The sequence below is a fragment of the Desulfobulbaceae bacterium DB1 genome (genome assembly GCA_001914235.1).
In the GTDB taxonomy this organism is placed as follows: Bacteria; Desulfobacterota; Desulfobulbia; order Desulfobulbales; family SURF-16; genus DB1.
Map to the genome: position 1 here is coordinate 72,960 of MQUF01000009.1, position 20,573 is coordinate 93,532.

23 protein-coding genes are annotated in these 20,573 nt (G+C 53.6%); 2 read left to right on the top strand and 21 right to left on the bottom strand.

The window, feature by feature from the left end; translation table 11 throughout:
* Positions 1–5: 5 nt before the first annotated feature.
* The 10 genes from BM485_10375 to BM485_10420 all read right to left on the bottom strand — a co-directional run bounded on the left by BM485_10375 (position 6) and on the right by BM485_10420 (position 11,029).
* Complete coding sequence (locus BM485_10375) at positions 6–713, bottom strand: macrolide ABC transporter ATP-binding protein (GenBank protein OKY75091.1); 708 nt, start codon at positions 711–713, stop codon at positions 6–8.
* 6 nt (positions 714–719) lie between these two features.
* Positions 720–1,937, bottom strand: a complete 1,218-nt coding sequence (locus BM485_10380; protein OKY75092.1) for a hypothetical protein — start codon at positions 1,935–1,937, stop codon at positions 720–722.
* A gap of 2 nt (positions 1,938–1,939) precedes the next feature.
* Positions 1,940–2,620, bottom strand: coding sequence for a hypothetical protein (locus BM485_10385; protein ID OKY75093.1), 681 nt, complete (start codon positions 2,618–2,620; stop codon positions 1,940–1,942).
* Between the two features lie 4 nt (positions 2,621–2,624).
* Entirely contained in the window at positions 2,625–3,656 is a 1,032-nt protein-coding gene (locus tag BM485_10390; protein ID OKY75094.1) for a hypothetical protein, read from the bottom strand.
* 192 nt (positions 3,657–3,848) lie between these two features.
* Positions 3,849–4,364, bottom strand: a complete 516-nt coding sequence (locus tag BM485_10395) for a hypothetical protein (protein ID OKY75095.1) — start codon at positions 4,362–4,364, stop codon at positions 3,849–3,851.
* 29 nt (positions 4,365–4,393) lie between these two features.
* Positions 4,394–6,013: a phosphoglycerate mutase (2,3-diphosphoglycerate-independent) gene (locus BM485_10400; protein OKY75127.1), complete on the bottom strand. Its 1,620-nt coding sequence runs from the start codon at positions 6,011–6,013 to the stop codon at positions 4,394–4,396.
* A gap of 174 nt (positions 6,014–6,187) precedes the next feature.
* Positions 6,188–8,068, bottom strand: coding sequence for a hypothetical protein (locus BM485_10405; GenBank protein ID OKY75096.1), 1,881 nt, complete (start codon positions 8,066–8,068; stop codon positions 6,188–6,190).
* A 457-nt stretch (positions 8,069–8,525) separates the two neighbouring features.
* On the bottom strand, positions 8,526–8,894 hold the full coding sequence (locus BM485_10410) for a hypothetical protein (protein OKY75097.1): 369 nt from the start codon (positions 8,892–8,894) through the stop codon (positions 8,526–8,528).
* 22 nt (positions 8,895–8,916) lie between these two features.
* Positions 8,917–9,675, bottom strand: a complete 759-nt coding sequence (locus BM485_10415) for a hypothetical protein (protein OKY75098.1) — start codon at positions 9,673–9,675, stop codon at positions 8,917–8,919.
* Position 9,676: 1 nt separating this feature from the next.
* Positions 9,677–11,029, bottom strand: a complete 1,353-nt coding sequence (locus tag BM485_10420; GenBank protein ID OKY75099.1) for a serine protease — start codon at positions 11,027–11,029, stop codon at positions 9,677–9,679.
* A 179-nt stretch (positions 11,030–11,208) separates the two neighbouring features.
* Here BM485_10420 and BM485_10425 point away from each other — a divergent pair, with 179 nt between their 5' ends.
* On the top strand, positions 11,209–11,880 hold the full coding sequence (locus BM485_10425; GenBank protein ID OKY75100.1) for a protein-L-isoaspartate O-methyltransferase: 672 nt from the start codon (positions 11,209–11,211) through the stop codon (positions 11,878–11,880).
* On the opposite strand, the gene BM485_10430 is transcribed toward BM485_10425, so the two are convergent.
* The gene (locus BM485_10430) at positions 11,852–12,241 is read right to left on the bottom strand and encodes a hypothetical protein (GenBank protein OKY75101.1); all 390 of its coding nucleotides are present in this window, start codon (positions 12,239–12,241) and stop codon (positions 11,852–11,854) included. The genes BM485_10425 and BM485_10430 overlap by 29 nt on opposite strands.
* A 34-nt stretch (positions 12,242–12,275) precedes the next feature.
* On the opposite strand from BM485_10430, the gene BM485_10435 reads away from it, so the two are divergent.
* On the top strand, positions 12,276–13,064 hold the full coding sequence (locus BM485_10435) for a carbonic anhydrase (protein ID OKY75102.1): 789 nt from the start codon (positions 12,276–12,278) through the stop codon (positions 13,062–13,064).
* A gap of 171 nt (positions 13,065–13,235) precedes the next feature.
* On the opposite strand, the gene BM485_10440 is transcribed toward BM485_10435, so the two are convergent.
* From BM485_10440 to BM485_10485, 10 genes are all read right to left on the bottom strand, one after another.
* Positions 13,236–13,658, bottom strand: coding sequence for a hypothetical protein (locus BM485_10440; protein ID OKY75103.1), 423 nt, complete (start codon positions 13,656–13,658; stop codon positions 13,236–13,238).
* 82 nt (positions 13,659–13,740) lie between these two features.
* On the bottom strand, positions 13,741–13,908 hold the full coding sequence (locus tag BM485_10445) for a BFD-like (2Fe-2S) protein (protein ID OKY75104.1): 168 nt from the start codon (positions 13,906–13,908) through the stop codon (positions 13,741–13,743).
* Entirely contained in the window at positions 13,905–14,354 is a 450-nt protein-coding gene (locus BM485_10450) for an arsenate reductase (GenBank protein ID OKY75105.1), read from the bottom strand. The genes BM485_10445 and BM485_10450 overlap by 4 nt, the downstream gene beginning before the upstream one ends.
* On the bottom strand, positions 14,345–14,740 hold the full coding sequence (locus BM485_10455; protein ID OKY75128.1) for a hypothetical protein: 396 nt from the start codon (positions 14,738–14,740) through the stop codon (positions 14,345–14,347). The genes BM485_10450 and BM485_10455 overlap by 10 nt, the downstream gene beginning before the upstream one ends.
* Positions 14,741–14,805: 65 nt before the next feature.
* Positions 14,806–15,198: a thiol reductase thioredoxin gene (locus BM485_10460; GenBank protein OKY75106.1), complete on the bottom strand. Its 393-nt coding sequence runs from the start codon at positions 15,196–15,198 to the stop codon at positions 14,806–14,808.
* Between the two features lie 2 nt (positions 15,199–15,200).
* Positions 15,201–15,653, bottom strand: coding sequence for a sulfurtransferase (locus BM485_10465; protein OKY75129.1), 453 nt, complete (start codon positions 15,651–15,653; stop codon positions 15,201–15,203).
* Positions 15,654–15,727: 74 nt separating this feature from the next.
* Positions 15,728–15,958, bottom strand: a complete 231-nt coding sequence (locus tag BM485_10470) for a thioredoxin family protein (GenBank protein ID OKY75107.1) — start codon at positions 15,956–15,958, stop codon at positions 15,728–15,730.
* Between the two features lie 26 nt (positions 15,959–15,984).
* Complete coding sequence (locus tag BM485_10475; protein ID OKY75108.1) at positions 15,985–17,283, bottom strand: hypothetical protein; 1,299 nt, start codon at positions 17,281–17,283, stop codon at positions 15,985–15,987.
* 26 nt (positions 17,284–17,309) lie between these two features.
* Positions 17,310–17,654, bottom strand: coding sequence for a transcriptional regulator (locus BM485_10480; GenBank protein OKY75109.1), 345 nt, complete (start codon positions 17,652–17,654; stop codon positions 17,310–17,312).
* 187 nt (positions 17,655–17,841) lie between these two features.
* A complete protein-coding gene (locus BM485_10485; GenBank protein OKY75110.1) occupies positions 17,842–20,526 on the bottom strand; it encodes a valine--tRNA ligase in 2,685 nt (894 codons plus the stop codon).
* Positions 20,527–20,573 lie beyond the last annotated feature (47 nt).

Below are 20,573 nucleotides of genomic sequence, written 5' to 3' on the forward strand. Positions count from 1 at the left end.
GACCATTATTGCTTCTTGGCGCCTGTGTCGGCCATGATCGAATCGGAAATGATGCTGCCGTCCCGCATCGTGAGGACTCTCTGCGCTTTTTGGATGATGGCGGGATCGTGGGAAGAGAAGACAAAGGTGGTATTGTGACTCCTGTTTATCTGCCGAAGCAGATCAAACAAGGATTCTCCCGTATGGGAATCAAGATTCGCGGTCGGTTCATCGGCAAGGATAATGGCGGGGCGACCGGCAAGGGCCCTGGCGACAGCCACCCTTTGTTGCTGTCCGCCGCTCATCTCTCCGGGGGTTTTCTCCATCATGCCGGCTAACCCGACTTTTTCCAGCACTTCTTTAACCCGCTGATGTCGTGCCTGTTTTTCCATCCCCTGGAGGAGTAAAACATATTCAATATTTTCAAAGGCGCTTAAAACCGGTATCAAATTAAATGTCTGAAAAATAAAGCCGAAAGTAAAACGACGCAGCATGGCGAGCTGTCTTCGTCCCATATCATTCACGCTTTGACCTTTTATGCGCAGCATGCCGGAAGAAGGCCGGTCTATGCAACCCATCAGATTAAGCAGGGTGGTTTTACCGGATCCCGATGGCCCTGCCAGGCAGACAAATTCTCCCTCCCCTATCTCAAGATTCGTCTGATGCAGGGCATGGACCGGCAGACCCCGATCATCATAGGTTTTGGAAATTCGTTGCAAGTCGATAAAAACCATGATCCATCACGTATGGGCAATGGCCTTGACCGGGTCAAGGCGGGATGCTTTCCAGGCCGGGTAAATCCCAGCCAGGACAGCGGTGACGAGGGTAATGAAAACGGCGCGAAGAAGGTCACCCGGCAGCAGATATGCCTTCAGCACATGATCCTCGGCAAAATACTGGTTACTGCTGATAAAACTGGAAAGGTCGAGTCCGTAACGTGACAGCCATGTACAGGCGATCGTTCCGGCGAGCGTGCCGACCAGGACGGCTATCAAACCGAGAAAAAAAGATTCCAGCACCACAATGGTGACGATTCCGCCGGGTGTGGTGCCGATGGCGGTCATGGTGCCGAATTCCCGGAATCGTTCAAAGATGGCGGTTGTCATGGTATTGGCAATGCCCATGGCGACAATTGCAAAAACGATGAAAACAAGCAGCCCCATGGTGGCGTCATTTAATTCTATAAGTTGTTTCAGATCAGGGATGATGACCTGCCAGGCGCGGACCTGGAAAAGTTCCGGATTCAGTCGTTGCCGGAGTTTGCCGGCGATGGATTCGACTGCGTCATGATCCGTTTGCAGGGCGATTTCCGTTATGACGTTACTTGCCTCAAGCATGCTCTGGGCCGTTGCCAGATCCGTATAAATATGATTCCGGTCAAAAGATGCTGATTTCGTGCGAAAGATCCCGCCGACCGGCAACCTGCGGGTCACCGGTTTTCCATACATGCTCTGCGCCATGAGCATGACCGAATCGCCCACCCCCACTTCAAGACTTGCAGCCAGCGTTTCACCGATAAAAAGCGTGCCGGGATTTTTCAGATAACTGCCCGCGACTGTTTTTGCTCCGATGAATGTGATCTGCTTTTCCTGTTCGGGTCGTATCCCGGAAAGCAATACCGACGAACTTTTTCTGCCGGCCAGAAGCAGAGCCGGGGTTTTCAGCCGTTCCGCAGAGGGATGAAAACCATCTTTCGCCAGAATTGCCGTCAGCTCCTCATGCTGCTCGATCGGCTGCAGCACGGCGATATTGGCTTCATAGCCTTTGGCGTGAATCTGGATGGTGCCGGGGTCAAGGTTGAGGGTGCTGTGCATCATCTCTCGATGCAGCCCGACTTTCAATGCCTGGAAAACTATAAGGCAGAAAAGCCCGAAGGAAATGGCCAGCACGGCAAGCAGTGAACGCCTGAAATTGCGCCGGATGTTGCGCAAACCGATCAGGCTGTAAATGACCAGCATTTTCATCCTGCCGTGCTGTCCCTCGGTTTTTCCGCGGTGAAGAAAGAAACCATGTTGTAAACCTGTTCTTGCTTTTGGACGTGGATAAAACCGGCATCCCGCATCAATTCCGGCAGATGTCCCCTGAGATTGTCTTCAAGTTCGGGCTGCAGCAGGAGATAGCGGGAAAGCCAGCCAACCATGACGGTAAACAGGCCGACAGGTTTGTCGATGTCGGCGGTAAGCAGCCTGCCGCCCGGCTTTAATACCCGCAGCATTTCCCGGAAGGCCCTTCGCTTCAGTTCGGTATCGATATGATGGGTAAACATGGAGTTGACCACCCAATCAAAGCATTGATCATCAAAATCAAGCCTTTCAGCGATTCCGACCTGAAAAGAAATCGGCATACCGTGATGCCTGCCTGCTTTCTTGGCGGCGATGGTTATCATGCGTGGAGCCGCATCAATACCCACGATTATACCCCTGTCATCACTGGAGAGACGACTGCCGATGAGCAGGGTCAGGCTGCCGGTGCCGCAGCCGATATCGAGAATATGGTCCGACGGCCTGATATCCATATGGGACAAGGTTTTTTCGCGGAACAATCTCTCCCTGCCGAAAGACAGGTTTTCTATCAGCGGATCATAGAGATAGGCGACATGATTAAGGTGTCTTCCCCTGGTTTGTATCACGGATTTATCCATTGTTTCAGGTCAGTGTTTGTTTGATTTCTTTGTCGGCGGGAAAGAACGGCAAAAGATTTTTCACCCCGCGCAGACGAAAAAGCTGACGTATGATGCGCAGGGCGGATTTTCTTTCCAGCCAGTATCCGGCGGAGGCGAGCAGGTCAAAACCTTTCACCGCTTCGCCGATGGCGCGTTCCATAACGATTTTCACACTGTCTTTGTACTGTTTCTCTATGGCCGGACTTGTGTTGTTCCGGTTCTCCAGAAACCGGACAAGTGCGTTCCGCTCATCCGCGTTGCCCTCGTGGTAGACGACGGAAAGTAAATAATTATGACGCTGGTCGCGGATATCATCATAAAAATCAGTCAAATCGTCAATGACCTGCAGAGCCAGGCCGATGCTGTATATTCCCCGATCGGCCTGCTGCAGCATCTCCGTCTTGTCCGTTTCAAGAACAAGCGGCGCGACAAAGGCCAGACAGAGCAGCTTTCCCCCTTTGTACATGTGCACGGATTTGAGAATCGCATCAGGGCGCAGTATTTCCGTTACACCCCCTTCTTCCATGGCTTCTTCCGCACCGATGGGGACCAGGGCGGAAAAAAGTGCATCATGCAAAGTTGACGACTGAGACGGGGAAATGACCTGGTGGTTGACCATTTCATTCACGGCGGCAAAAAGAACCCTGTCAAACAGAAGGATATGCATGACGCTTTTGAAGCGTGTCGCGCCCTGAGCAAAATTCAAGGGCAGCATTTCCTTGTATTCATTGTCGAGGAGATTGTCGGTCCCGGTCACCAGGCCCCGCAGGCAATGGTTGATGATACCATAAAAAATTCGTTTTTCCTTGGGGATATGGAGCGCGGCATAGACGGAAAGAAAGAGGATGGAAAAAAAGTTTTTCTTCAGATAATGAACCGATTTGCCGCTGGGTTCTTCTTTTCTGATGTATTTTGTGTCGAGCAGGGAAGGGAGCAGGCTTAATACGGCATCTTCCGCCCGGCGTTGCTCCCTGGCGGCCTGTAAAAAATAACGGATAAAAGGAACTGTTTTCATGAAAGATCAGCCTATGCCTGAAATATTAATAGTACCATGCATCGAATGAATACCTGAGCATTCAGCAGGTCATTATACGCCGCCGGCATCAGAATAGAAAGGTCTGTTTCTTCTACTATTTCTTCAGGAGAGGGAGTTTGGGTGAAAGGTGTTTCTGCCTGGAGGAAGCATGGACCGGGCAGAGGAATCCGTTCATCGCCATCTGATGGAAATGAAAGGAAGAAGAAAAGGAACTTTTTTTTGATAATAAAGAAATTTTTCTCCGTAACGACGGGCGAGATAATGTTCTTCACTCCTTAAAAAGCGAACTTCAAGGAAAAGAAAGAGGGGATAACTGATCAGCAGCAGGGAGGGAGACCACAGTAAAAGGGCAACTCCGAGTGCCGCGAGATCATATCCGAAAAACATGGGATGCCGGCAGTATCCGTAAATGCCCTGGGTCACGAGCTTTTTCGGGGGGCGCCTGGGGTTCGGCGTGCCATGGCCGTAACGGGTAACGTCGACGGTTGCTTGATAAATAATCCCGCAGCCGATAACAAGACAGGCAAAGGCGGTGAAAATAAGCCACCCCGGAGGGGCGATTGATGCAAAACAAAAAAAACGATCGAGAAGATATCCCGAGCCGATGACGATCGCGGGAATAACGCACCAGTAAATAAAAGCGTCCCGCAGCTGGTGGCGGAGGATGTCTACTCGAAAGATCTGCATCACGGATCAAGGCTGCCGGGAAATCAACCTCAGGGCATGACTGTAATCAGCGATGGATCATAGCCTTCCGGCGCCTGGTAGCCGAGCAGGTTGCAGATGGTGGCCGCCACGTTGCTCAACCCCGGCGCGGCGACTCCGGCCAGGGCAAGGCTGTTCTTGCCGGAATAGTCCTTGATGATAAAGGGCACGGGATTTTTGGTATGGGCCACCATGGGGGAACGAACCCCGTTTTTCTCCGTCCACATGCAGTCGGCATTGCCGTGGTCGGCGGTAATGACCGCCACGCCGCCTGTTTTTTGCAGGGCTTTCAGCAGCCTGGCCAGACACATGTCAACCGTTTCCACCGCGATACGGACGGCAATGGGGATGCCGGTGTGTCCCACCATGTCGCCGTTTGGGTAATTAAGGCGGATAAATTTGTATTTGCCGCTTTCAATGGCCTCCACCGCCAGATCGGTAATTTCCGCCGCCTTCATCCAGGGACGCAGGTTGAAAGCCAGCTTGTCGGAAAGGATCTCCACGTATTTTTCCAGTTTGTCGTCAATGTAGCCGGAATTGTTGCCGTTCCAGAAATAGGTGACATGGCCGAATTTCTGGGTTTCGGAAACGGCAAAGGAGGGGATGTTCGTGGCGCAGAGATATTGACCCAGGGTGCGATCAATGGCCGGTGGTTCAACCAGATAGTTACGGGGAATATGGGAATCGCCGTCGTACTCCATCATCCCGGCGTAAAAAACATCAGGAACTCGCTTGCGGTCAAACTCGGAAAAATTCGTTTCATCAAAGGCCCGGGACAGTTCAATCGCCCGGTCGCCCCTGAAGTTGAAAAGAACAACGGCATCGCCGTCCTTTATCGTGCCTACCGGCGCACCGTTTTCCGCTATGACGAAACTTTCCATGTACTGGTCGGTCATGTCGGGATTTTCTTCATACGAAGTGCGGATTGCCTCGCAGGCGGAAGAAAAGAAGCGCCCTTCACCAAGCACATGGGCCTTCCAGCCCCGTTCCACCACGCTCCAGTCGGCGTTGTAGCGATCCATGGTGGTGATCATCCTGCCGCCGCCGGAAGCGATGCGGTAGCGCCTGCCGTTGGTGGAGAGTGCGGTGAGTTTTTCCTCCAAAGGAGCAAAATAGTTCAGTGCGCTTTTTTGACCGACATCCCGGCCGTCGAGCAGGCCGTGCACCCGCACCTCTTTGATGCCTTCATCCGCGCATTGGCCAAGGATGGCATAGAGATGATCGATGTGGCTGTGAACGTTGCCGTCGGATACCATGCCGATGAGATGCAGGGTGCCGCCCCGTCCCGTTTGTTTTTGTATCGCGGACCATGCCTTGCTTTGAAAAATCTTGCCGGAAGCGATCGCTTCACTGACGAGCTTTGCGCCCTGAAAAAAGATGCGGCCGGCGCCCAAGGCATTGTGTCCCACCTCGGAATTGCCCATGTCGTCGTCCGAGGGCATACCCACCGCAGTGCCGTGCGCCTTGAGGCGGGTGAAAAGAGGTTCCTTGAACAGTGCGTCCAGGGTCGGGGTGTAGGCCATGAAGACACCGTCGCTTTCATCCTGCTTGCCGATGCCCATCCCATCCATGATGACCGTAAGCACCGGGCCGGGGGTGTCATGGAATCCCGGAATTTTTTTCAATTTCATATCGCTCATTCTATTCATCCTTGGAAATGCCGATTCGTTGGAAGTATCAGGTTGCTGTGCCATCTATACCATAGCATAACGGCAGAGGGCAACACTCCGGCATGCGGTTTCGGGTTGAATGAAGGGATAACGGCGCGCCGGCACGAGTTCGTTTCCCGGCGCGGGCTTGCTGCATCAGTCACCAGCGGCGTGGGGGCGACCGGTGTCGGCACGGCAGGAAACGCCGGCGGAATCAGCCGACATTGCCGCCTCCCGTCGTTTTTTCTGAATGCAGGTGTGCACAATTTCCATCTCTTCCTGATCCAGGGTTTCATTGACCAGCAGCATCTCCGCCAGGTGGCAAAGGAAATCCTTTTCCCGCTGCAGGATGGTGATTGCCTCGTTATAGCATTCATCGATGATCTTTTTTACTTCCCGGTCGATATTGCGGGCGGTTTCCTCGCTGTAAGCGGTGTGCATGGAACGTCGATCTCCCAGGAAACCTCGGTTTTCCCGGGAGTAGGAAACCGCGCCGATCACCGGATTCATTCCCCAGCGACACACCATTTTGTTGGCAATCTCCACGGCCTGGTTAAGATCATCCTCCGCCCCGGTTGTCTGCTGATTAAAGCAGATTTCTTCCGCCGCCCGTCCACCCATGAAAATGGCGATTTTGCTGTGAAGATATTCCTTGGAGTAGGCATGCCGGTCGGCCAGGGGCAGCTGCAGGGTATGGCCCAGGGCACGGCCTCGGGGAATAATGGAAATTTTATGGATGGGGTCGGCCTCGGGAACAAACCTGGCGACAATGGCATGACCCGCCTCATGAAAGGCCATGGTCCGGCGGTCTTTGTCACTGATGATCATGCCCTTGCGCTCAATGCCCATCATGATTCTGTCCCTGGCCACCTCAAAATCATTTGTCTGGACACAGGTTTTTCCCTGACGTCCGGCAATGATGGCCGCCTCGTTCACCAGGGCCGCCAGTTCCGCGCCGGTAAACCCTGGGGTGGAACGGGCTATTTTATCCAGCTCCACATCCGGTGATAACGGGATCTTTTTGACATGCACCTTGAGTATTTTCAAACGTCCTTTGACGTCCGGCGGCAATATGTTGATCTGCCGGTCGAAACGACCGGAGCGGAGCAGAGCGGGGTCGAGGATGTCGGGACGATTCGTTGCGCCAAGCAGAATGATTGTCTCATCCGAACTGAAACCGTCCATTTCAACCAGCAGGGCGTTTAATGTCTGGCCCCGTTCTTCCTGTCCGGCACTGCCGCCTCCCCCGCCCCGATGGCCGCCGACCGCGTCGATTTCATCGATGAAAATGATGCACGGCGCGTTTTTTTTCGCCTCACTGAAAAGATCGCGCACTCGGGAGGCGCCGACACCGACAAACATTTCAACGAAATCCGATCCGCTGATACTGTAAAACGGCACCCCGGCTTCACCGGCAACGGCGCGGGCAAGCAGGGTTTTCCCGGTTCCGGGAGGCCCCTGAAACAAAACGCCTTTGGGGATGTTTGCCCCCAGTCTGCTGAATTTTTCCGGTTTTTGCAAAAATTCGACAATTTCCCGCAACTCTTCTTTTGCCTCCGGGACCCCGGCAACATCCTTGAAGGTAACCTGCTTGCCGCCCTTTTGAAATTTGATGGCTTTTTCCTGGCCGAATTTTTCATTCTTTTTTTTGTGGCGGTCCCTGATTTTTTTCAACGTCAACCAGGCAAGGGAAAAGATGATGAGCGAAAGGATGAGCGAAAATATTTCCGTTCGGTACGACGGCTTTGCGATTTGCGCCTGGATGATGATGTCTTTTTCAAGCAGCTTGGGAATGAGACCGGGGACGTCGGGGGAAAAAGTGGTAAATTTGTTGCCCTGGGTATCCGTCAGATAAACGGTGCCGCCCTGCATGTGGATTTCGGAAATTTCGGAGATTTCATCGCGGGAAAGTTTTGCCAGAAAATCACCGTAGCTCAAGGTCGGAGGGCTGTCGGCGGCATGAAGGGAGGTAAAACCGCAGGGCAGAACAAGAACAAATAAGATGACACCAAGAATCGCGCGGAAAAAACCATCCATAATCTCCCCCCTGGCTCTTGTTTGCGGGATGTGTTTCCTTTATAAACCTCTTGCAAAACGACAAATATCGTTGACCCGGCAACTCCCTCTGCCACAAGAAAAGGAACCCGGCGGCGTCAACCTGGATCGACATGAAAAGTCAATTTTCTCTCCCTCAGGACATGGTCGCTAAAAAAAGTCAATTTCCTCTTCCTCAGGACAGGGTCGCTTCAAAAGTCAATCCTCTCTCCCTCAAGACAGGGACACTCAAAAAGTCAATCCCCTCTCCCTCAGGGAGAGGGCCAGGGTGAGGGTTGTTTCGTCTCCCTCCCCGTTCATACGGAGAAAAGAGAGATGTTGCCGGATTCTCTTTATGATACACCTTTTTTCCGTGCATTGTCACAAAAAGAAACGCGTCGTTTCTCACACGCCTTGTGCTTTTCTTCCTTCCTTACCTGTGCATTGCGCGGGATTTTTTTCAATGTCGCCTTACACTTCGAAAAAGCAAAGATCCATAGACGGCCAGGTTGACGATTACCACCATGACGCCGAAAAAAATCTGTAATTCCCTCGTAAGTTCGGATGGATAGATTATCGGCAGGAGGTAATGCTCGATAAAACTTCCTTGATACGAAGAATTTGCGGCGGCTTGCCGTAATTGTTGTTCCAGGGGGGTCAAGGGGCAGATCCAGCCCTTGAATTCGATCAGGGCTCCCCATGCCGCGGCCGGCAGATGCAGAAAGATGAGACGCCGGTATCGGAGGGCCGGCAGGCCGCCGGCAATGACAAAGATGATAAAGCACAGATGGAAAACGGTAATAATGTCGGCGGCGATGGAGAAGAGCACCTTTTTATGTTTCCTTTGCGCGTCATCCGCCGGTATTCTCTTTTGGTGTGTCAAAGGCCTTCAAGATATTGATGGGCAGCGGAAAAACGATGGTGGTGGCATTTTCATTCGATATGTCGTTTAGGGTCTGCAGGTAGCGTAGCTGCAGGGCCTGGGGATTGGCGGAGATGATGTTTGCCGCGGCCAGCAGCTTCTCGGCGGCCTGCAGTTCCCCTTCGGCATGGATGATTTTCGCCCGTCTTTCCCGTTCCGCCTCCGCCTGTTTGGCGATGGCGCGGATCATGTTTTCATTCAAATCCACATGCTTGATCTCCACGTTGGTCACCTTGATGCCCCAGGCGTCCGTCTGTTTGTCTATAATTTCCTGCAGGTCATTGTTCATTTTTTCCCGTTCCGCCAGCATCTCGTCCAGTTCATGTTGGCCGAGCACCGAGCGCAGGGTGGTCTGCGACAACTGGCTGGTGGCGTTGAAATAGTTTTCCACCTGGATAATGGCCTTTTCCGGATCAACCACCCGGAAATAGAGAACCGCGTTGACCTTTACCGTGACATTGTCCCTGGAAATAACATCCTGACTCGGCACATCCATGGTGATAACCCGCATGTCGACCCGGATGGCTCGCTGGATGCCCGGCACAACGATGCGCAGTCCCGGTTTTTTGACGGTCTGGAAACGGCCGAGAAAAAAGACCACCAGCCGTTCGTATTCGGGAACCACTTTGAAGGAAAGAAAAAGAAGGGCGAGAAGCAGGACAATCGGGGCGATAAAGGGTGTTATCATATCAGTTTTCCTCCTTGAAAATTTCCACCTTGAGCAACAAACCTTCTTTTGCCGTCACCCGCAGTCTTTGACCTTTTTTAACCGGTTGCGGACAAATGGCCCGCCACGATTCACTGTGAACCCAGATGCGGCCTTCACCGTCAAAATCATCAGTGGCAATACCCGTACTGCCGATCAGCTCCTCGCTGCCGGTGAGATATTTTTTTTGCCGCAGGGAAAGTGTGCGGCCGATGACCCCGACCATGAGGCTTGCGGAAAAAATGGCGGTGCCGGCGATAACGGACAACGAAACACTCATACCCTCTTCGTTCATCAGGATGATTGAACCCGCCACAAAGGCGACCAGCCCTCCGATGCCGAGGGAACCGAAACTGGGTACAAAGGCTTCGGCAATCATGAAGAAAGTACCGAGAATGATCAGCCCCAGCCCGGCATAATTAACCGGCAGAACCTGAAAGGTGTAGAAAGCAAGCAGCAGGCAGATCGCCCCGGCCACGCCGGGCAGGATAAAACCGGGATTGGCCAGTTCGAAAACAAGACCGTAGATGCCGAGAAGCAACAGTATATAGGCGATATTGGGGTCGCTGATAACCCCGAGCAGCCTGTTGCGCCAATCCGGTTCAATTGTTTCCAGGGCGATATCCGTTGCGGCGATCTTTCTTTCTCCGACGGCCGTTGTAACGGTTCTGCCGTCAACCTGGCGCAGCAGGTCGGCAATATCGTCGGCAATCAGGTCAATGACCCCGATATGCAACGCCTCCGCCGCCGTGAGACTGACCGCTTCGCGCACCGCCTGTTCCGCCCATTCTTCGTTGCGGCCATGTTGCCTGGCCAGTCCCTTGATATAGGCCGCCGCATCATTGACCATTTTCCGATCGAGCGCATCCGGTGATTTATCGTCACCGGAAGATGGAGTTTTTTCAGGACGATGGGGCAGGCCGCCTATCCGAACGGGGGTGGCCGCGCCCAGGTTGGTTGCCGGCGCCATGGCGGCAATATGGCCGGCATACAGGATATAGGTTCCGGCGCTTGCCGCCCGCGAACCGGACGGGCTGACATAAACCGCCACCGGCACCGGCGATGCGAGAACAGCCTGAATGACGCTGCGCATGGCATGGTCCAGGCCGCCCGGCGTATCCATGCGGAGAATGACAAGCGCGGCCTGCCTCTCTTCGGCGCTACGGATGCCGCGGACGAGATAATCGCTCATTGCCGGGCCAAGCGCGCCCTTCATGGTGAGCACAACCGCGGTTTTGCCGTTCTCGCCGGCAACCGGGGAGGGGACGAGGGGCAGAATCAGCAAAAAAGGCAGAAGAAATCGGAGCAGGCTGCTGGGGAAATCCGGGGCTTTCATCTGGAGCACCTCCGGCAAAATTGTTTTTTTTTATTCTAACAAAATGCAACGGCAAAAGAAAAGAAGAAATCCTGCAGGGAAGGGAGCGGCATGCCGCGATTGCCGTAAAAAAACCGCTGCATTCAGTTGCTTCTTGGGTGGTCCCGATATAAGATCAAAGGAAAGAGAGGGGCCGCTCCATGCGAACGGAAGAAATTGCGGATTTTCTGCGGACAATTGAGGAAGAGTGCCGTTTCACCAGCGGCTATACCGGGCTTGTGAGTTTTCGCCCGGCAGTCATGCGGGCCATGGAGCAGGTGGAGCGGCGGGAATTTGTTCCGATGGCCTATAAACCAACGGCCTATACCGATTCGCCGCTGCCCATCGGTCACGGACAAACCATCTCCCAGCCTTTTATCGTTGCCCTGATGACCGATCTTCTCCGACCGAAAAAGGATAATGTCATTCTTGAGGTGGGCGCGGGTTCCGGCTATCAGGCGGCGATACTTTCCCTTCTCGTTGCCCGGGTTTATTCCATTGAAATCATACCGGCTCTGGCCGGGGTGGCTTCGGCGCGTCTCCGCAGGCTCGGATATGACAACATCGAAATCCGTTGCGGCGACGGGTATCAGGGCTGGCCGGAACATGCGCCGTTTGACGGCATCATGGTCACGGCGGCCGCTCCCCATGTGCCCTTGCCGTTGGTGCAGCAGCTCAAACCCGAAGGCAGGATTGTCATTCCGGTCGGTTTGCCCGGCATGCCCCAACAGTTACTGGTGATCGAGAAAAACCGCGAGGGCGGTTTTTCCTCCAGGGATGTCCTGCCTGTTTCCTTTGTGCCGCTTACCGGTGATCATAACGAAAGTCTTTGATATGAAAACTGCGAAGGCTGATTTTTTTCAATTGAAAAATATTACACGGGTGGGTCATTATCATGCAACTGCCGTTACAGGTTACCTTTCGCAACATGGACACTCCAGGGGCGCTGGATGCTGAAATCCGCAAACGGGTTGACACGCTAAGCAAGAACACACTGAGATAATCAGTTGCCGGGTCGTCGTGGAAGCGCCTCAAAAGCACCGGCAGGCTGGAAGGATAATCGGCCATGCCTGACGCGTTCCTGACCCGGAACGTGATTGCTTGTTTCCCGTTGTCGCTTAATTTTTTTCTTTTTTTGAGGCTTGACAACTTCCGGGAAACAAAATAAAGATTTTTGAATGAATAGCCATTCATTATATGTGTTCAACATAACTTGAGGAGGATAAAAATGAAGAAGATGTTCAAGTCGTTAGCACTCGGTTGCTGTTTACTGGCCGCCACGGCGTTTCAGGTTTCCGCCAGTGGCTCCACCGCGCACAAGCCGACTCCGGATGAGGCGATCAAAATGCTGCAGGAAGGCAACGTGCGTTTTGTCGCCAATAAATCCATCCACCCCCATTCCGACACCCAGCGCCTGATTCAGGCGGGCAAGGAGGACCAGGGCGACCACGCCTATGCCACCATCATCAGCTGCTCGGATTCCCGGGTGCCGGTGGAACGCATCTTTGACGCCGGTGTCATGGATATTTTTATCATCAGGGTTGCCGGCAATGTTGTTGATGTTGATGAGGCCGGTTCCCTCGAATACGGCCTGGCCCATGTCAATACGCCGGTACTGGTAGTTCTCGGCCATACCCAGTGCGGCGCGGTTACCGCCGTGACAAGTGAAGTGCAGGGGCATGGACATCCCCTGGAAAGAAATATCCCGCCCCTGGTGGATAACATCATACCCGCTGTGAAAAGGGCAATGGCCGCGCATCCCGAGGTCCACGGCAAGGACATCGTTCCTTTCGGCATTGAGGAAAACATCTGGCAGGGAATCGAGGATCTGTTCATGACCAGCCCGGCGAGCCGCGAAATGGTCAAAAGCGGCAAGGCCAAGGTGGTTGGTGCCATGTATGATGTCAGCACCGGCAAGGTTGACTGGCTGCCTGAAGCCAAGGTAACGGAAATCCTCAACAAAGTGGAAGGCAATCCGAACCGGGCAATGGAGGCCATGGCCGGAGCAGCGCACTGAAATGATTTGAATTTCGTTTAAGATTGAAAAAGGGCAGGTTCTATCGGTTGAATCTGCCCTTTGCCTTGGTATCCCTTCACTCTCTGCCCGGCAACGCTTTGACGGACATCTCCTGGCTTGCGATGGCCGCTGTCGGGCCTGTAAAGAATTTTGTGTAAATGGTTTTTGTGATCAAAATTCCGGCAGCCTCTCTTCAAACATGATGCTGAACTGATTCAAGGCTGATTTCCAGTTTTTGATCGGCATCGTCCAGCGTTTCGAAATATTCGTCAGCGCCAGGTAAAGCAGTTTGAACATCGACTCGTCATTAGGAAAGGGGCCCCGGTTTTTGGTTACCTTTCGCAGAGACATATTCAGCGACTCAATGGTGTTGGTCGTGTAAATCACCCGGCGAATTTCCGACGGATAGGAAAAATACGGGATGATCCGCTGCCAGTTGTTCTGCCAGGACTGGCTGACCCGTGGATGAGTCTCATCCCGTTTTTCCCCGAAGGCTATCAAGTTCGCCTCGGCCTGTTCAACGGTCGCGGCGCTGTAAATCTCTTTCAGGTCGTCCGCCATCTCCTTGCGCTGTTTCCAGGAAACGAAGTTCAAGCTGTTTTGAAACGATGTGTTACTACTTTATCGGAATTGCCCCGCGTGCTTCATCCGCGACCCGGCGGACATCGGCCAGGCATCAGCGGCCGCGCGGATTTTTTTCGGCGCAGCGGCAGGCGCCCGCCTTTTTCTCCGACAAAATTTGCTCGAGAATGGTCGATCTGCCCTGGCGGCGGACATCTTCCATGATATCGCCTGCCGTATAGCCGAAACAAAAGCAGATGGTTTGGTTTTTGTCCGTTGTCATGTGATGTCACCTTCGTCTTCCAGTGCGGCCGGCAGGGTTGAAACAAAATCGTGGATCAGGTCCCGCACCGTCCGGTAGCAGGCAAGTGCTTCCTCCGGGCTCCGCGCATTTTGGGCAAGTTGGGGCGGATCAGGAAAACCATGGTGGATGACTTTTGTCCGGGCAGGGAAGAAGGGACAGTTTTCATCGGCATGGCCGCAGACGGTGATAACGAAATCGAAATCCCGGGCCGGCAGATCTTCAATGGTTTTGGAGTGATGGCCGGAGATATCGACCCCGGCTTCCGCCATGACCGTCACCGCCATCCGGTTCAGTCCATGTTTTTCAATGCCGGCGGAAGAGAAATCGTAACGGTGGCCGTGCAGAGCGCGTCCCCATCCTTCCGCCATCTGGCTGCGGCAGGAGTTGCCGGTGCAGAGAAAAAGGACCGTTTTTTTCAACAGCATCGGGCCACCCCGCAAATCGCTTCCCTGATGAAGTGGGCAGGCACGGCCTCGTGCGTCATGCCGAAACGCACAATCGTCCGGCAGCAGGTCTCTTTGCCGATCAGATCCGAACAGGAGCAGCAGCTGTTTTCCGCTGAAACGGCATTCGGCAGAAGCTCTGCCAGAGGTTTGCCGTTAATCAGAATAAGATTTGAATCACCGATGTTGTTTGCCGAGAGCAAGGTTTCCATCAAGACAATTTCAACCCCTTTTGGCCCGCACTCCTGTTGCAGAACCGACAGGGTCCGGCGAATCTCGTTTCCCGTCTCCGCGCAACGGTCACAGGTTGTTCCATCCTTATCCAGATGTTTCCATTCAACGACAATTGTTTGCTTGATTTTTTGCATGGTGTCCATATGATCCTCTTTTCGTCGTTTTGTTCAAATGGTGATCAGCAGTTCATCCATAAAAATCAGTTCAGCAGCTCCTCAATTTTCTTCGTGATCGATTCTTTATCGAGAAAGCCGGTGTGCCGCCAGACCTCCGCGCCCGAGCTGTCATAAAATATCTGGGTGGGAATGGCGGTGATGGCGAATTTTTTTGCCACATCGCGATGTTGCCAGACATCGATAAAGATGATTGCGGCGCGGCCGCTGTATTCCTTTGCCAATTCGGCGAGGATCGGCGCCATCATTTTGCAGGGAATGCATGATGTCGCACCCAGGTCAACCATGGTAACGGTGCCGGGCACGGGAACAACCGGTATCTCGGCCTTTTCCGCGGACAGTGTCGGGGCTGCCGCGAAAAAAACAACAGCCCACAGCAGCATCACAAGCATGAACGAGTACGTAAAATTATTTTTCATAATTATTTTCCCGGCTCCATCAGTGTCTTTGCCGTGTCGCCCCGCAAATAATCGGCAAGGCCAAGCAAGCCGTCCTGCAGATATTTTGCCTTGTATCCTTTGGTGGTGAGATACATTCTGGCGATATTTGCCCGATCATTATGGGGACAGGCGGTAACGATTAATTTGTTTTTATCCAGTTCGTTCAGTCGGCGCGGCAATTCATTCAAGGGGATGTTTTGGGCAAAGCCCATTTTCCAGGCAGCGAACTCTTCGGGAAAACGCACATCGATAAACTGCACGTGTCCCTCGGACAGCAAGGCAACCACCTCCTTGCTGTTGATTTTCATCTCTTTTCTTTCCTGATAAGAAAAAGCGAGAAGATAATCATCCAGAACATCCGCGGCAAAAACCGGCTGAACGAGCACAAGCACCATGAGTGCAAGTGCCGGGAAGATGCTGCTTCTTTTCTTCATCATTGTTCCCCTTTTCTGGTATTTTTTGAGACCCGTATCATGCACCACCAACAGGCATCACCTTTAAACAGAGGTTACTTCAACCATCCCAGAACGTCTTTTTTGGACGGGACCTTGCCGACGCATTTTGCTTGCCCGTCAATGATGATTGCAGGAGTGGAAAATACCCCGAGTTTTGCAATTTCATTAAAATCAGTCACCTTTTCCACTGTAGCCTGAACGCCTGATTCCGCAATTGCCTCATGGACGATCCGTTCCGCTTCATGACATTTGGCGCAGCCGGGGCCGCATACCTTGATTTCCATTTTTCACCTCGCATTGGTTTCGATTATTAAAAAAAAGATCCATATATCATTCCGCTGATGGTTGCCATACCAATAACCAGCGAAACAAAGACCACGGTTTTCGTGGTGCCCATGATGCTGCGGATGACCAGCATGTTGGGCAGACTGAGGGCCGGTCCGGCAAGGAGCAGGGCAAGGGCAGGGCCTTTTCCCATGCCGCTGCCGATGAGCCCTTGGAGAATCGGGACCTCGGTCAGCGTGGCGAAATACATGAAAGCGCCGGCAAAGGCGGCGGCGAAATTGGCGGAAAAGGAGTTGCCGCCCACTGCCCGGCTGACCCACTCGGAAGGAATAATTCCCTCATTACCCGGCCTGCCGAGAAGAATACCGGCGACAAGAACACCGAAAAGCAGCAGGGGGAGAATCTGTTTGGCAAATCCCCATGATTCCTTGAACCATTCACCGGTTTCATCCTCCCTGGTGCTGATGACGGCGGAAAGTCCAATAACCCCCGCGACAAAGGCAAGGGTTGGGTAATCGGCAAAAAACAAGCCGATCACTATTGCCGGAGTTGCGGCAAGAGCCAGTTGCCATTTGGGCAGGCCGAACCAGAGCATGAGGATCAGGCCCATGCCGGCGGAAAAGAAAGAGGTGATCAGCCATTTATTACTATAGATGGCCGCCCAGAGCCCGGTAGCCTCGGACGGTCTGCCCCAGTTGGCAAAAATCAGAATGCCGATCATCATCAAAAAATAGAGGCCGTTTTGCCAGAGGGGGCGCCGCACCTCCTGTTCCGGCAGGGCCATCTGCACCTTGGCCTTCTCCATTTCTTCCTTTCTGAAGAAAAAATGCATGAGCAGGCCGATAACAACGCTGAAAACCACTGCCCCGACAGCCCGGGCAATGCCCAGCTCCGGTCCGAGAATACGGGCGGTGAGGATGATGGCCAGAATATTGATCGCGGGACCGGAATAAAGAAAAGCGGTGGCCGGCCCCAGGCCCGCTCCCATCCGGTAAATACCGGCGAAAAGCGGCAGGATGGTGCAGGAGCAAACGGCAAGGATGGTGCCGGACATCGAAGCCACTCCATAGGCCACGACCTTGTTTGCCGTGGCGCCGAGATATTTCAGCACCGATGCCTGGCTGACGAAAACGGAGATGGCACCGGCGATAAAAAAGGCGGGGATCAGGCAAAGCAGCACATGCTCTTCGGCGTACCACTTGACCAGTTGCAATGCCTCCAGCACGGCATTGTCAAATCGTGGGTAGCCGACAGGCAGGTAATAGCAGGCGAGGAAAACGGCAATAATCCAAACGAGCGGTTTCCATTCTCTTTTCCATTCCATAACGGTTCCAACTCCCTTCGGCGGACCTATGCCGCCTTTATTCCGCACCGATCAACGGTTTTACAGCGAAACACGACATCTTTAATTGATTTATCATTATCAAGCCATTCCCGCATATGGGCCAGCATGACGCGGCCGTATGCGGAGGAGGTACTTTCCGCCAGCCGATAATTAACCCAGGAGCCATCCTTGCTGGAATCCACCAGGCCCGCATCCTCAAGCAGTTTCAAATGTTTGGAAACGGTTGGCTGGGCAAGCTGCAGAACAGCCGTGATCTCGCAGACACACAGCGGTTTGTTCTCCAGCATCTTGATGATCTTGACCCTGTTCGGATCTGATAATGCTTTCATTACACGGATAAAATCTTTCATGTTGCCCTCGTTCGTATTTTCATATTCCAATATGGCAATATATTAATTTCGCAAAATGGGATTGTCAAATACTTTTTTGCGGTTGTGTTCGAGAAAGAAGGGGAGAAAAACAGGAGATGGGGGAGATTGCACGGGAAAATCCCGGGGAAAGAGACATTGCTCCCCCCGGGATTCAGGAAAAAAAGAGTTAGGCGTCGATTTCCCGCAGTCTTTTTTTGCTATCCTCGATCTTGGCGAGAGTGGCAGCCAGGGCGGCAACTTTTTCCTGCTCTTTGGCCACTACATCATCGGGGGCATTGGCCAGAAATTTTTCATTGCCGAGTTTGCCCCGGCTTTGTTGCAGTTGCTTGTCAATCTTCTGCTGCTCCTTGTCGAGTTTGGCAATCTCCTTGCCGACATCGATCAGCCCGGCAAGGGGAATGAAGATTTCGATATCGGTAAAGATATACGAAGCGGCACCTTTAGGCGCTATGCCGTCCAGGATGACAACGAGCGATTTCGCCCGGCTGAGCCCCCTGATTTCGTCGATATGCCGTTCAATGGACTTTTGCCTGGCCTGATCATGGCAGGAGACAATGACTTCGACCTCGGCTGAGGGATGAATCCCCATTTCACTGCGGATATTGCGGATGCCGCCGATGATGCCCATGACGAGTTCGGCAACGGCTTCCGCCTCCGGATTATCCCATTCGGGGGTGACCTCGGGGTAGGGCTCGAGCATGATGCTGGTCCGCGCACCGGGCAGCACGTGCCAGATTTCCTCGGTAACAAAAGGAATAACCGGATGCAGGAGCTTGATAACCGATTCAACAACAGCGAACAGCGCCGCCCTGGCCTGATTTTTCTGTTCCGCCGATTGGCTGAAAAGCTCGGGCTTGATCAGTTCAAGATACCAGTCGCAGAACTCGTGCCAGACGAACTGATACATGGCCGACGCCGCATCATTGAATCGGTAGTCATTCAAGGAACGGTGCACCTCGGCAACGGCCCGGTTCAGTCGACTGAAAATCCAGCGATGGGCCAGGCCGAGACCGGCCGGCGACAGGTTGCGGGTGACGGAGGCATCGCAATCGCCGATGTGCATCAGGGCAAAGCGGCAGGCGTTCCAGATTTTATTGATGAAATGGCGGTATCCCTCGATTCTTTCCTCGGAAAGGCGAATGTCACGACCCTGGGCGGCAAAAGCGGTCATGGTGAAACGCAGGGCGTCGGTGCCGAATTTATCCATGATCAGCAGCGGATCCATGACATTGCCCTTGGACTTGCTCATCTTCTGGCCCTGGGCGTCCCGCACCAGGGCATGGAGATAGACGTCCCTGAAGGGCACCTCGTCCATGAAATGCAGCCCCATCATCATCATCCGGCAGACCCAGAAGAAGAGAATATCAAAGCTTGTGATGAGCACCGAGGTGGGATAAAAAAATTGCAGCTCCGGGGTCTTTTCCGGCCAGCCCAGGGTGGAAAAGGGCCACAGGGCGGAACTGAACCAGGTGTCAAGCACGTCCGTTTCCTGCAGCAGTTGGCCGGAGCCGCATTTCGGGCACTTGTCGGGGTCGGTTTCACTGACGATCAGTTCGCCGCATTTCTCGCAGGTCCAGGCGGGGATCTGGTGGCCCCACCAGATCTGGCGGGAGATGCACCAGTCGCGAATATTGTACATCCAGTCGAAAAAGGTGTTTTCCCATGACTTGGGGTGGATGCGGATATCGCCCTGCTTGACCGCATTGATTGCCTTTTCGGCCAGGGGTTTGACCGAGACGAACCACTGTTTGGACAGGGATGGCTCGACCACCGTGGCGCAGCGGTAGCAGTGTCCCACCCCGTGCTGGTAGTCCTCGATGCCTTCGAGCAGGCCGAGCTTCTCCAGGTCGGCGACAATCCGCTTGCGGCATTCAAAACGGTCAAGACCGGCATAGGGGCCCGCCTCGACGTTCATGCGGCCGTTGTCGTCCATCACCTTGATGGCCGGCAGGTCATGGCGACGGGCGATTTCAAAGTCATTGAGGTCGTGGGCCGGTGTTACCTTCAATGCGCCGGTGCCGAATTCCCGCTCAACATGCTCGTCAAATACAACCGGAATCTTGCGGTTTAAAATCGGCAGGATGACCGAGTTTTCCGGCAATGATGTAAAACGTTCATCCTCGGGATGCACGGCAACGGCGGTATCGCCCAGCATGGTTTCCGGCCGGGTGGTGGCGACGACGATAGAACCGTCGCCCTGGGCATAGGGGTAGCGTATCTTATAGAGCTTGCCGTCGGTCGGTTCATGCTCCACTTCCAGGTCGGCCAATGCGGTATGACACCTGGGGCACCAGTTGATGATATAGTCACCCCGGTAAATGTGCCCTTCCTTGTACAGCCGGGTAAAGACGATGCGCACCGCCCTGGACAACCCCTGGTCCATGGTGAAACGCTCCCGTTCCCAGTCGCAGGAGCAACCAAGGCGTTTGAGCTGATTGATGATCCGGCCGCCGGATTCGGCCTTCCACTGCCAGACCCGGTCGATGAATTTTTCCCGGCCCAGGTCATGACGGCTTTTTTCCTCGGCGGCAAGCTGGCGCTCCACCACATTCTGGGTGGCGATGCCGGCGTGATCGGTTCCCGGCACCCAGAGGGTATTGAATCCCTGCATGCGTTTATAGCGAACCAGGACATCCTGCATGGTGTTGTTCAAGGCGTGTCCCACATGGAGAACACCGGTAACGTTGGGCGGCGGAATGACGATGGAAAAGGAGGGCCGGTTTTCATCCATATGGGCCCTGAATGTCTTCTGCTCCTGCCAGGTCTGATACCACTTCCGTTCAACATCGGCAAATTCATAGGCCTTGGCCGGCAACTTGCTGTCCTGGGTATTGTCTGCTTCGTTTGTCATGGATAATGTCTACTCTTTTGTTTCACCGCAAAGCGCACAAAGAGCAC

Bases quoted from the DNA above. Each gene is read 5' to 3' on its own strand.
- BM485_10375 (OKY75091.1), bottom strand. From the start codon at position 713: ATGGTTTTTATCGACTTGCAACGAATTTCCAAAACCTATGATGATCGG.
- BM485_10380 (OKY75092.1), bottom strand. From the start codon at position 1,937: ATGCTGGTCATTTACAGCCTGATCGGTTTGCGCAACATCCGGCGCAAT.
- BM485_10385 (OKY75093.1), bottom strand. From the start codon at position 2,620: ATGGATAAATCCGTGATACAAACCAGGGGAAGACACCTTAATCATGTC.
- BM485_10390 (OKY75094.1), bottom strand. From the start codon at position 3,656: ATGAAAACAGTTCCTTTTATCCGTTATTTTTTACAGGCCGCCAGGGAG.
- BM485_10395 (OKY75095.1), bottom strand. From the start codon at position 4,364: ATGCAGATCTTTCGAGTAGACATCCTCCGCCACCAGCTGCGGGACGCT.
- BM485_10400 (OKY75127.1), bottom strand. From the start codon at position 6,013: ATGAAATTGAAAAAAATTCCGGGATTCCATGACACCCCCGGCCCGGTG.
- BM485_10405 (OKY75096.1), bottom strand. From the start codon at position 8,068: ATGGATGGTTTTTTCCGCGCGATTCTTGGTGTCATCTTATTTGTTCTT.
- BM485_10415 (OKY75098.1), bottom strand. From the start codon at position 9,675: ATGATAACACCCTTTATCGCCCCGATTGTCCTGCTTCTCGCCCTTCTT.
- BM485_10420 (OKY75099.1), bottom strand. From the start codon at position 11,029: ATGAAAGCCCCGGATTTCCCCAGCAGCCTGCTCCGATTTCTTCTGCCT.
- BM485_10425 (OKY75100.1), top strand. From the start codon at position 11,209: ATGCGAACGGAAGAAATTGCGGATTTTCTGCGGACAATTGAGGAAGAG.
- BM485_10430 (OKY75101.1), bottom strand. From the start codon at position 12,241: ATGAATGGCTATTCATTCAAAAATCTTTATTTTGTTTCCCGGAAGTTG.
- BM485_10435 (OKY75102.1), top strand. From the start codon at position 12,276: ATGAAGAAGATGTTCAAGTCGTTAGCACTCGGTTGCTGTTTACTGGCC.
- BM485_10445 (OKY75104.1), bottom strand. From the start codon at position 13,908: ATGACAACGGACAAAAACCAAACCATCTGCTTTTGTTTCGGCTATACG.
- BM485_10450 (OKY75105.1), bottom strand. From the start codon at position 14,354: ATGCTGTTGAAAAAAACGGTCCTTTTTCTCTGCACCGGCAACTCCTGC.
- BM485_10455 (OKY75128.1), bottom strand. From the start codon at position 14,740: ATGCAAAAAATCAAGCAAACAATTGTCGTTGAATGGAAACATCTGGAT.
- BM485_10460 (OKY75106.1), bottom strand. From the start codon at position 15,198: ATGAAAAATAATTTTACGTACTCGTTCATGCTTGTGATGCTGCTGTGG.
- BM485_10465 (OKY75129.1), bottom strand. From the start codon at position 15,653: ATGAAGAAAAGAAGCAGCATCTTCCCGGCACTTGCACTCATGGTGCTT.
- BM485_10470 (OKY75107.1), bottom strand. From the start codon at position 15,958: ATGGAAATCAAGGTATGCGGCCCCGGCTGCGCCAAATGTCATGAAGCG.
- BM485_10475 (OKY75108.1), bottom strand. From the start codon at position 17,283: ATGGAATGGAAAAGAGAATGGAAACCGCTCGTTTGGATTATTGCCGTT.
- BM485_10480 (OKY75109.1), bottom strand. From the start codon at position 17,654: ATGAAAGATTTTATCCGTGTAATGAAAGCATTATCAGATCCGAACAGG.
- BM485_10485 (OKY75110.1), bottom strand. From the start codon at position 20,526: ATGACAAACGAAGCAGACAATACCCAGGACAGCAAGTTGCCGGCCAAG.